The sequence below is a fragment of the Nocardioides limicola genome (assembly GCF_016827675.1).
GTDB classification, from domain to species: Bacteria; Actinomycetota; Actinomycetes; order Propionibacteriales; family Nocardioidaceae; genus Nocardioides; species Nocardioides limicola.
The window spans coordinates 1-9,835 of record NZ_JAERJA010000007.1; the positions used below are offsets into that span (position 1 = coordinate 1).

At 69.4% G+C, this 9,835-nt stretch carries 13 protein-coding genes; 9 read left to right on the forward strand and 4 right to left on the reverse strand.

The genetic code is table 11. The annotated features are described in order from the left end of the window. The 4 genes from JKG67_RS18575 to JKG67_RS13365 form a co-directional block, all read left to right on the forward strand. A partial coding sequence (locus JKG67_RS18575; RefSeq protein ID WP_238998446.1) for an EndoU domain-containing protein occupies positions 1–550 on the forward strand: 550 nt, incomplete at its 5' end. Then, a complete protein-coding gene (locus JKG67_RS13355) occupies positions 547–822 on the forward strand; it encodes a MafI family immunity protein (protein ID WP_203337829.1) in 276 nt (91 codons plus the stop codon). The genes JKG67_RS18575 and JKG67_RS13355, both read left to right, overlap by 4 nt. Further along, positions 815–1,519 carry a hypothetical protein gene (locus tag JKG67_RS13360; protein ID WP_203337830.1) on the forward strand — a complete coding sequence of 235 codons (705 nt, stop codon included), beginning with the start codon at positions 815–817 and terminating at the stop codon, positions 1,517–1,519. Before JKG67_RS13355 ends, JKG67_RS13360 begins: the two co-directional genes overlap by 8 nt. Then, the gene (locus tag JKG67_RS13365; protein ID WP_203337831.1) at positions 1,509–1,826 is read left to right on the forward strand and encodes a hypothetical protein; all 318 of its coding nucleotides are present in this window, start codon (positions 1,509–1,511) and stop codon (positions 1,824–1,826) included. Before JKG67_RS13360 ends, JKG67_RS13365 begins: the two co-directional genes overlap by 11 nt. Before the next feature lies 1 nt (position 1,827). Here the strand turns inward: JKG67_RS13365 and JKG67_RS13370 are convergent, their stop codons facing one another. Then, positions 1,828–1,992 carry a hypothetical protein gene (locus JKG67_RS13370; RefSeq protein WP_203337840.1) on the reverse strand — a complete coding sequence of 55 codons (165 nt, stop codon included), beginning with the start codon at positions 1,990–1,992 and terminating at the stop codon, positions 1,828–1,830. Next, on the reverse strand, positions 1,922–2,152 hold the full coding sequence (locus tag JKG67_RS19250) for a helix-turn-helix domain-containing protein (protein ID WP_372442093.1): 231 nt from the start codon (positions 2,150–2,152) through the stop codon (positions 1,922–1,924). The genes JKG67_RS13370 and JKG67_RS19250 overlap by 71 nt, the downstream gene beginning before the upstream one ends. A gap of 257 nt (positions 2,153–2,409) precedes the next feature. On the opposite strand from JKG67_RS19250, the gene JKG67_RS13380 reads away from it, so the two are divergent. From JKG67_RS13380 to JKG67_RS13390, 3 genes are read left to right on the forward strand one after another with little or no spacing between them, the layout of a single operon-like run. Further along, positions 2,410–3,588: a cysteine desulfurase family protein gene (locus tag JKG67_RS13380; protein ID WP_203337833.1), complete on the forward strand. Its 1,179-nt coding sequence runs from the start codon at positions 2,410–2,412 to the stop codon at positions 3,586–3,588. After that, on the forward strand, positions 3,588–4,736 hold the full coding sequence (mnmA, locus tag JKG67_RS13385) for a tRNA 2-thiouridine(34) synthase MnmA (RefSeq protein WP_203337834.1): 1,149 nt from the start codon (positions 3,588–3,590) through the stop codon (positions 4,734–4,736). Before JKG67_RS13380 ends, mnmA begins: the two co-directional genes overlap by 1 nt. Then, positions 4,733–5,728: a uroporphyrinogen decarboxylase/cobalamine-independent methonine synthase family protein gene (locus JKG67_RS13390; RefSeq protein WP_203337835.1), complete on the forward strand. Its 996-nt coding sequence runs from the start codon at positions 4,733–4,735 to the stop codon at positions 5,726–5,728. Before mnmA ends, JKG67_RS13390 begins: the two co-directional genes overlap by 4 nt. Here JKG67_RS13390 and JKG67_RS13395 read toward each other — a convergent pair. Continuing rightward, positions 5,691–6,011, reverse strand: coding sequence for a MerR family transcriptional regulator (locus tag JKG67_RS13395; RefSeq protein ID WP_203337836.1), 321 nt, complete (start codon positions 6,009–6,011; stop codon positions 5,691–5,693). The genes JKG67_RS13390 and JKG67_RS13395 overlap by 38 nt on opposite strands. A gap of 95 nt (positions 6,012–6,106) precedes the next feature. Between JKG67_RS13395 and JKG67_RS13400 the strand changes: the two genes are divergently transcribed. Next, the gene (locus JKG67_RS13400) at positions 6,107–6,553 is read left to right on the forward strand and encodes an Hsp20/alpha crystallin family protein (RefSeq protein WP_203337837.1); all 447 of its coding nucleotides are present in this window, start codon (positions 6,107–6,109) and stop codon (positions 6,551–6,553) included. 52 nt (positions 6,554–6,605) lie between these two features. Here the strand turns inward: JKG67_RS13400 and JKG67_RS13405 are convergent, their stop codons facing one another. Further along, the gene (locus JKG67_RS13405; RefSeq protein WP_203337838.1) at positions 6,606–7,529 is read right to left on the reverse strand and encodes an esterase/lipase family protein; all 924 of its coding nucleotides are present in this window, start codon (positions 7,527–7,529) and stop codon (positions 6,606–6,608) included. A gap of 121 nt (positions 7,530–7,650) precedes the next feature. On the opposite strand from JKG67_RS13405, the gene ligA reads away from it, so the two are divergent. Then, positions 7,651–9,729: an NAD-dependent DNA ligase LigA gene (gene ligA, locus JKG67_RS13410; protein ID WP_203337839.1), complete on the forward strand. Its 2,079-nt coding sequence runs from the start codon at positions 7,651–7,653 to the stop codon at positions 9,727–9,729. Positions 9,730–9,835: the final 106 nt, after the last annotated feature.

The window sequence follows — 9,835 nt, forward strand, 5'->3', positions numbered from 1 at the left end:
ACCGCCGGATGCGGTCTCTCATCTGGACGTTTCTGCAGGTCAGCGAGCCGCCAGTCTTGGGGCATGCGCTGACGCGGCTTGTTCGGTTGGGGCGCCGTGGAGCCACACTTATGCATACGACGGTGCTCGCCTGCCCGCTGCATCCGACACGGCGTCGGTTGACACTCGCGAGACCCTCAGCTCAACCCCAGGCGGCGTGACCGCGATTCAGTCAGGCGGTGTTGCCGCAAAGTCCGCAGACGAGTTCGTCGACCTGGCCTCGGCTTCGCGTCGTAGCCACATCCTTGACGGGCACCGGTACGGCGGGGAGGCAGGCAACACTTGGTTCCCCAAGGGTTGGTCGGACGACAAGATCATGCACTCGGTCTCGGATATCGCGACCGACCCATCGCTCACTTGGGTTCAGCAAACGGGTCGAGCAGGCGCCGAGTTCACGCGCGGCGGCGCGCCAGTCAGATACACCGTCGAAGGTGTGCGAGACGGCGTCAAGATCCGAGTCGTCCTTGAACCCGGCGGCGAGGGCATCATCACGGGGTTCCCGATTCCATGACCACGACACCGGCTCCCGAGGAGACAACCGTCCGTCTGCACACGGCGATGGACGCAGCCGTTGGGCTCACCCCAGACGACATCAGCAACGTGCAGTCGCTGATCGATGTGGGTGAGTTTCTCGTCGCCTTCGAGACACTGTGCACCCAGATCTACGAATGGGAGATCAGGCTAGAGCCCGACGTCATTCGTGATCTCGAGGGTCTCGGGACAGCGCTCGGCGCCCGCCGCGAACTCACTGACCATCTGTGGGAGGACGTCGCCGGTGCGTAACTGGATCGGGAGGTTGGTGGCCGCAGTGATCGCTACGGTCCTGACTCTGCTCGCCGCTCCAACTACTGAGGCCATCGCACTCGCTCCGGCGGAATCGCCCTGGACCTACGTCTACGCCAGTCACCATCGCACTGCGCTGGCGACTGGCGCCGCCACCGAGTGCGGCCCGCCTGCGACGCATGACTGCGCCACCAACGACGCTGATGGCCTTCGTTCGCTCGGCGATTTGGCGCGCCCGAATGGACCCACAACCCCCGCGACGTACGACTACAACGACTTCGACCATCGTGCGCAGATCGCACGCCGTTGCACGCTAGCCGAGGATCGAGCCGACGGAGTTCCGAGGGCCCTTGCCGTCGTCCAGCGATCCGTTGTTTGCCGCAACACTGGAAACGATCTGACGCGGCTGTACCGAGCTGTCGACGCCGCTGAGCTCAAGGACATCGTCGGGACCGGCGTCTACAGGTCGGCTCCTGGCGGCACGGAGGGCAAGTACGTCTTCCCGGAGCAGGCCGAGAACTTCTCGGACCTGATGGGCAAGACCGGGACGGGCCCGTACTGCATCACGTCGGGTTGCATCCCCAGGTCGACGCTCAACGGCATCGAGACGATCCATCCGGCAGGCGAAGGAACGGCCTACTTCATTCCGCAGAATCTCCTGCCCCAGTTCAGAGACATCATCATCCATGGCCCGTAGTGACGTGGAGATCGGTCATCGGGCCAACGCCTTGGTCCGGCTCGAAGAGCCGGACCGGGCTCGGCTGCTGGCCGGTGTGTTCCAGCCCGGGTCGCGGAGCGTGATGTTCCGCTTCCTCGAGGCTGGCGAGCACGAGGACGGCGACATGTTCGGCGCGATCATCGAGGAACTCGACGAGCAGCCCGACGGTCAGCTTCGAGCCCACCTGCTGTTCTGGAACGACCTCGCCCGGATCTACGCGACGCCCGGAGCAGAGTTCGAGGTCTGGTACGCCCGCACAGTGGGCGACGGAGTGGTGCTCGGGTAGATCAGCCGGTGATGAGCCGGAGCTTGGCCTTGGTGACGAGGGCGTCGATGACGTTGGCGATGGTGGCTCGTTCTTCGTCGGAGGGTTGGTCGAGGTCAGCCAGCCGTGCGTCGACGTGGCTGCTGGGGGCATTGAGTGGCCGTCGTTCGGCGTTGTCGAAGAGCATCGACGGAGACGTTGAAGGTCTCGGCCATCCGGATGACTGCTTCGAGGCCGGGGGCGACCTTGTTGTTCTCGTAGCGGGAGACCTGGCGGGCGTCGGAGCCGATCTTCTCGGCCAGATCTGCTTTGGACCAGCCGGCTTCGGTGCGCAGCGCCTTCAACAACTTCGAGAAGTAGGATCGACTGGCCTACGAGACCGGCAGGACTGCCTGACCGGTCAGTTGCTGCGTGCGAGCCTGCGGGCTTGGTGTCGCAGCAGGATGGATTCGATGAGGTTGATGACGGTGGTCTTCTCGTCGTCGAGCGGTTCGAGATCGAGAAGTCATGTTGTCCATCCCCGTCGCCGTCATCGGATAGGACCACCCATGATCGTGATGCCCTGGGGCAGCCCGACCGTCGCGGCCGTAGGCTTGGCGGTGCCATGACCTACCTCGACCATGCCGCCACCACGCCGATGATCCCGGCCGCGGTGGAGGCGCTGACCGCGCACCTGGGCGTGACCGGGAACGCCAGCTCCCTGCACGCGGCTGGTCGCCGTGCCCGGCGAGTGGTGGAGGAGTCACGCGAATCCATCGCCGCGGCACTGAACTGCCGCCCCAGCGAAGTGGTCTTCACCTCCGGCGGAACCGAGGCCGACAACCTCGCCGTCAAGGGCTGCTTCTGGGCCCGCCGCGACGCCGACCCGCGACGGGTCCGAGTGCTGGCCTGCGCCATCGAGCACCATGCCGTGCTCGACCCGGTGCAGTGGCTCGCCGATCACGAGGGCGCCGAGGTCGAATGGCTGCCGGTGGACGGCCGCGGTCGCCTCGACCTGGCCGCGCTGGCCGCCAGCATTGACCGGGACCCGGACTCGGTCGCCCTGATCACGGTCATGTGGGCCAACAACGAGGTCGGCACCTGCCAGCCGATCAGCGACGTCGTCGCCCTCGCCGCCGCCCACCAGATCCCCGTGCACACCGACGCCGTGCAGGCCGTCGGCGCCGCACCGGTCGACTTCGCCGCCTCCGGCGTGGACGCGCTCACCCTGACCGGACACAAGCTCGGCGGCCCGATCGGCATCGGCGCGCTGGTGGCCCGTCGTGAGCTCGGCATCACCCCGCAACTGCACGGCGGCGGCCAGGAACGCGACGTACGCTCGGGCACCCTCGACGTGCCCGCCATCGCCGCCTTCGCTGTCGCCGTCGAGACGGCCGTCAAGGAGCGTCCCGAGTACGCCGACCGGGTCGCAGCGTTGCGCGACGACCTGGTCACCCGGGTGCAGCAGGTGGTCCCCGACGCGGCCCTCAACGGCGTACCCCTGGGTGAACCCGGTCGGCTGCCCGGCAACGCCCACCTCAGCTTCCCCGGCTGCGAGGGCGACTCACTGCTGATGCTGCTGGACGCCCAGGGCATCGAATGCTCCACCGGATCGGCCTGCTCGGCCGGAGTGCCGCAGCCCTCACACGTGCTGCTCGCCCTCGGCACCGACGAGGTCGCGGCCCGGAGTTCCCTGCGGTTCAGCCTCGGGCACACCTCCACCGCCGCCGACGTCGACGCGCTGGTCGCCGCCATCGGCGGATGCGTGGAGCGGGCCCGCGCCGCGACGAGCAGGAGCAGCTGATGCGCGTCGTCGCAGCCATGTCCGGCGGCGTCGACTCCGCCGTCGCCGCCGCCCGCGCAGTCGACGCCGGCCATGACGTCACCGGCATCCACCTGGCGCTCTCACGCAACCCCGCGTCGTACCGCTCCGGCGCCCGGGGCTGCTGCACCATCGAGGACGCCAACGACGCCCGCAGGGCCGCGGACGTGATCGGCATCCCCTTCTATGTGTGGGACCTCTCCGAGCGCTTCCACGCCGACGTCGTGGTCGACTTCATGGACACCTACGCCGCCGGGCAGACCCCCAACCCCTGCCTGCGCTGCAACGAGAAGATCAAGTTCGCCGCCGTCCTCGACAAGGCCCTCGGCCTCGGCTTCGACGCGGTCGCCACCGGTCACTACGCCCAACTGCGCACCGACCCCGACGGGCTGATCGAGATGCATCGCGCCGTCGACGCCGGCAAGGACCAGTCCTACGTGCTCGGGGTGCTCGACCAGGAGCAGTTGCGGCACTCGCTGTTCCCGCTCGGGGACACCCCCAAGGAGCAGGTACGCCGGGAGGCCGCCGAGCGCGGCCTGCTGGTCGCCGACAAGCCCGACAGCCACGACATCTGCTTCGTCGCCGACGGCGACAACGCCGGCTGGCTGCGCGAGAAGCTCGGCGATGCCGCCCCCAACCACGGCGGCGACATCGTCGACGCCAGCACTGGAGAGGTGCTCGGCCAGCACCAGGGCACCTACGCCTACACGATCGGGCAGCGCAAGGGGCTGCGGATCGGCCGGCCCGCCGCCGACGGCAAGCCCCGCTTCGTGCTCGACATCGAACCGGTCTCCGGCACCGTCACCGTCGGCCCCCGCGCCCTGCTCACCGTCGACCGGATCACCGCGGACCGGCCCCGCTGGTGCGGCGCCGTGCCGGAGGCACTGACCGGCACCGTGCAGCTGCGCGCCCACGGTGAGGAGCACCGGGCCCAGGTCCAGGTGGTCGGCGACATCGTCGAGATCGCGCTGCTCGACCCGGCCCAGGGCATCGCACCCGGTCAGGCCGCGGTGATCTACGACGGCACCCGGGTGGTCGGTTCGGCCACCATCACCGGCACCGACCGAAGCGTCGCGCTCACCGGTACTGCGCCCGACTCCGCGGCCGACTCCGCGCAGGGGGCCCGATGACGGTGGCCACCGGCGTCGGGTCGATGCCCGGCGGGGACCCGACGTACGCCCAGGCCGAGAACGCTCGGCTCTACACCGAGGCGGTGCGGATCGTCCTCGGCGAACTGCCCGACCTGCCGCACCTGCCCGAGCTGCCCGGTCGCGGCCCCGCTGCCGACATGATCGGGCGCACCACCAGCCTGCTGGAGCTGCCCGTCGACCTGCAGCCGGCCGGCTGGCGACTCACCAGCGCCGTGGGCATCGACCAGCGTCGCGCCGCCTCGCTGCTCGCCCAGGACCTCGACACGGTCGAGGAGCTGGCCGGGGATCACGACGGCCCGTTCAAGGTCCAACTCACCGGACCCTGGACGCTGGCGGCCTGTGTGGAGCGGCCGCGCGGGGATCGGGTGCTCGCCGACCACGGCGCCCGCCGCGAACTGGCGCAGGCCCTCGCCGAGGCCGTCGGCGCCCATGTCGGGGATCTGCGGCGCCGGCTGCCGCGCGTCACCGACCTGATCGTCCAACTCGACGAGCCGGCGCTGCCGACGGTGCTGGCCGGGCAGGTGCCGACCGCCTCCGGCTTCTCCCGGCACCGCAGCGTGCATCCGCCGGCAGCCGCCGAGGCGCTCGGCTGGGTGCTCACCGCGATCGCCGACGCCGGCGCCGTCCCGGTGGTGCACTGCTGCGCCGCCGAGGTGCCCATCGGCCTGCTGCGCAGCGCCGGGGCGCGCGGGATCTCCGTGGACCTGAGCCTGCTCGATGCCGCCGGTCACGACGACCTGGCCACCGCGGTGGAGGCGGGGGAGCGGGTGCACCTGGGCGTCTCCGGCGTGGGCGGCACCGACGACGAGCCCGGCGTCGCGGTGCTCAGGCAGGTGGAGCGATGGCTGGACATGCTGGGGCTGGCGCCGTACGACGGACTGGCGATCACGCCTGCCTGTGGGCTGGCCGATGCGGCCGATGCTCGTCAGTCGCTCAGCGCGGTGCGGGAGGCGGCTCGCCGGCTCGCCTGAGCGGCCGGGACAGGGTCGCTCGCAGTCGGGCGTTGTCCGCCTCCAGGGCCAGCACCATCTCCACGCCGGTCAGATTGAGGCCGGCAGCGATCAGTTCGGTGATCCGCCGCAGCCTGGCCACGTCGGCGTCGCTGTAGAGCCTGGTGCCGCCGGTGGTCCGGTCCGGCTCGACCAGTCCGCGACGCTCGTAGGCGCGCAGGTTCTGTGGCCCGGTGCCGACGAGTTCGGCGGCCACCGATATCCCGTAGAGCCCCTGCGTGGAGAGCGGCTCGAACCCGGTCATCACATCCCCCTTGATCAGTGCCAATCGAGGTGCTATAGAAAATGTATGGTGACCAGTATAGGTCACCGAAGGATCACATCTGGAGGTGAAACGTCATGTTGATGCGCACGGACCCCTTCCGTGACTTCGACCGGTTGGCCCAGCAGATCCTGGGCTCCGGCACCACGTCCCGTCCCGCGATCATGCCGATGGACGCATGGCGGGAGGGTGACACCTTCGTGCTCGAGTTCGACCTGCCCGGAGTGGCTCGCGACACCCTGGACATCGACGTCGAGCGCAATGTGTTGACCATCAAGGCCGAGCGCCCGCAGCGCAGCGGCGACTGGGAGTTGCTCGCCTCGGAGCGGCCGACCGGTCTGTTCAGCCGACAGTTGGTGCTCGGCGACAACCTCGACCTGGACCGCATCGATGCCCACTACGACGGAGGAGTTCTCCGGTTGCGGATCCCGGTCGCGGAGAAGGCCAAGCCGCGCAAGGTCGAGATCAGCCACTCCGACGCCACTGAGCTGAACGTCGCACCCGACAAGGCTGTGGCCGACTGACCTGCTGGAGGTGCGGCGCCCGCGGGCGCCGCACCACCCGCAGCATCGCCGATCAGTACAAGGGCCCGATGTAGGACAGCACCAGCGGGCAGGGGACCGGGGCCGGGTTGCGCGGGTCCAGGGTGTTGAGGACGAGTTGGGCCGCCACCGGGTCCGAGGCGATCTGGAAGTGCTCGCTGTAGTCGCTGCCGCACACGTCCTGAACCACGATGTTGCGCATCCCCTCCTCGTGGCCGCTCGTGTAGGGGACGACCAACTGGTCGTAGCGGGTCATGATGTTGGTGTACTCCACACCAGCGGCGGCCATCCCGCCGGCCCGCAGCTGCTCGAGGAACTCCGACCCCGGGTAGAACTGCCCGCAGGCATGGCACGGCGGCAGGTCGGCGGGGTTGATTCCGAAGGCCTGAGCCAGCGTGGTCGCGGTGGAGATCTCGGTGCCGTGCCACAGCGGTGCCAGTGAGACGTACCGCTTCACGTGCTTGGCGCCACCGAGGAACTTCACGTAGTAGTTCGGCATCAGGGTGCCTTGAGAGTGACCGATCAGATCCACCTTCCGGGCGCCGGTGGCCCGGCGTACCTCGGCGATGAAGGCGGCCAACTGCTCGGCCGAACGCTCCATCCGCGACATCCCGCCGAACTGGTCGAGCGGCAGTGGGGTGCCGGGTTCCACGCCGTAGGTGAGCGCGAAGACGCAGTACCCGTGGTTCTTGAGCAGCGGGGCATAGGTCTGCCAGTTGGTGTTCTTGTTGCCGATCGTGCCGTGCACCAGGACCACCGGGCGCGGGTGCTGGCGGGTCGGCTGGCACGTCCAGTCGTTGGCGCCGGGTGGGTCGGCATCGACCTGGATCCCGGCCAGCACCGCACTGACCAGGAAGTTGTACGAGACCGGCAACGGGGCCTCGTCGGCATGAGCGGGAGCCCCCAGCAGGGTGAGGGCGACCAGGAGTCCGGTCAGGCAGGTGAGAACGCGACGCATGGAGCCTCCGAGGCAGATGGTGTCCGTGACACGGTGTCGCAACGTGTAACGCGTTCCACTACGGCGAGTTACGCGGCGCGGCCGGGGAGGTGGTGACTGGGTGGCACGGCAAGATAGGCCCATGACCGCGCAGATCCCGGCCGAGGCACGCGAGCGCCACTCGAGGCTCAGCGAAGAGATCGAGGAAGCGCGCTGGCGCTACTTCGTCCTCGACGACCCCAGCATCTCCGACGCGGCGTACGACCTTGCCCTGCGCGAACTGGAGGCTCTCGAAGCCGACCATCCGGGGCTACGGACGCCTGACTCGCCGACCCAGCAGGTCGGTGGCGCGGTCTCCACCCTGTTCACCGCCGTGGACCATCTCGAACCGATGATGAGCCTGGACAACGCCTTCGACTTCGACGAACTCGACGCCTGGCACCAGCGGCTCACCAAGGACGGCGGGGACCCACCGCCGATGCTGTGCGAGCTGAAGGTCGACGGGCTGGCGATCAACATCTGCTACGAGGACGGCCGACTGGTCCGGGCGCTCACCCGGGGCGATGGCCGGACCGGCGAGGACGTCACCCCCAACGTCAAGACCATCGCGTCGGTGCCGCACCGGCTCACCGGCACCGACGAGCACCCGGTGCCGGAGCTGGTCGAGATCCGCGGCGAGGTGTTCCTGCCCAAGGCCGCCTTCGAGCGGCTCAATGAGGCGATGCTCGACGCCGGGAAGCAGATCTTCGCCAACCCGCGCAACGCGGCTGCCGGCTCCTTGCGGCAGAAGGATCCACGGGTGACCGCGACCCGGGCCCTGGACATGGTCTGCCACGGCATCGGTGCCCGCCGTGGCTTCACGCCGACCAGCCAGTCCGCGGCGTACGACGCGCTCCGGGCCTGGGGGATGCCGATCTCCGAGCGGGTCCGGGTCCTCGACACGCTGGCCGAGGTCCGTGACTACGTCGAGCACCACGGCGAGCACCGCCACGACGTCGAGCACGAGATCGACGGCGTGGTGATCAAGGTCGACGACATCTCCCGGCAGCGCGCGCTCGGGAACACCTCCCGGGCGCCGCGGTGGGCGATCGCCTACAAGTACCCGCCCGAGGAGGTGCACGCCGAACTGCTGGAGATCCTGGTCAACACCGGACGCACCGGCCGGGTGACACCGTTCGGGAGGATGGTGCCCACCAAGGTGGCCGGGTCCACGGTCGAGATGGCCACCCTGCACAACGCCCACGAGGTGCAGCGCAAGGACGTCCGCCCCGGAGACACGGTGATCCTGCGCAAGGCCGGCGACGTCATCCCGGAGATCCTCGGACCGGTGCTCGCCCAGCGCCCCGAAGGGCTGGCGCCGTGGGTGATGCCGACCGAATGCCCCTCCTGCGGCACCGCACTGACGCAGCAGAAGGAGGGCGACAAGGACCTGCGCTGCCCCAACCACCGGTACTGCCCGGCACAGGTCCGCGAACGGGTGAACCATGTGGCCGGTCGCGGAGCCTTCGACATCGACGGGTTCGGTTGGGAGGCGGCGGTCGAGTTCCTGGACGCCGGGGTGATCGCCGACGAAGGTGACGTCTTCGACCTGACCGAGGAGAAGTTGCTGCGCACCGAGCTGTTCACCCGGGCCCCGAAGAAGGACGAGGGGCCCGACCGGGTCCTCAACGCCAACGGTCGGCGACTGCTCGACAGCCTGGCCACCCGACGCGAGGTGCCGCTGTGGCGGGTGCTGGTCGCGTTGTCGATCCGGCACGTCGGACCCATCGCTGCCCGACTGTTGGCCGACGAGTTCGGCTCGATGGACGCGATCCGTGCCGCCAGCGTGGAGCAGTTGGCCGCCGTGGAGGGCGTGGGTCAGGTGATCGCCGACGCCGTCGTCGACTGGTTCGCCGTCGACTGGCACTCCGACATCGTCGCCAAGTGGGCGGCCGCGGGCGTCTCGATGGCCGACGAACGCGACGAGTCGATCCCGCAGACCCTGGCCGGGTTGACCATCGTCGCCACCGGGAGCCTGGTCGACTTCACCCGGGACTCGGTCAAGGAGGCGATCATCGCTCGGGGCGGCAAGGCCGCCGGGTCGGTGTCGAAGAAGACCGACTTCGTGGTGGTGGGGGACAACGCCGGCTCCAAGGCCGACAAGGCCGAACAACTCGGCGTACCCATCCTCGATGAGGCCGCCTTCGTCCGACTCCTCGCCGAAGGCCCCGGCGCAACCTAGCCGAAGTGGGGGTTTTGGGGGGGGGGGGGGGGGGGGGGGGGGGGGGGGGAGCCCCCCCCCACCCCCCCCCCCCCCCCCCCCCCCCCCCACACCCCCCCCACCCCCC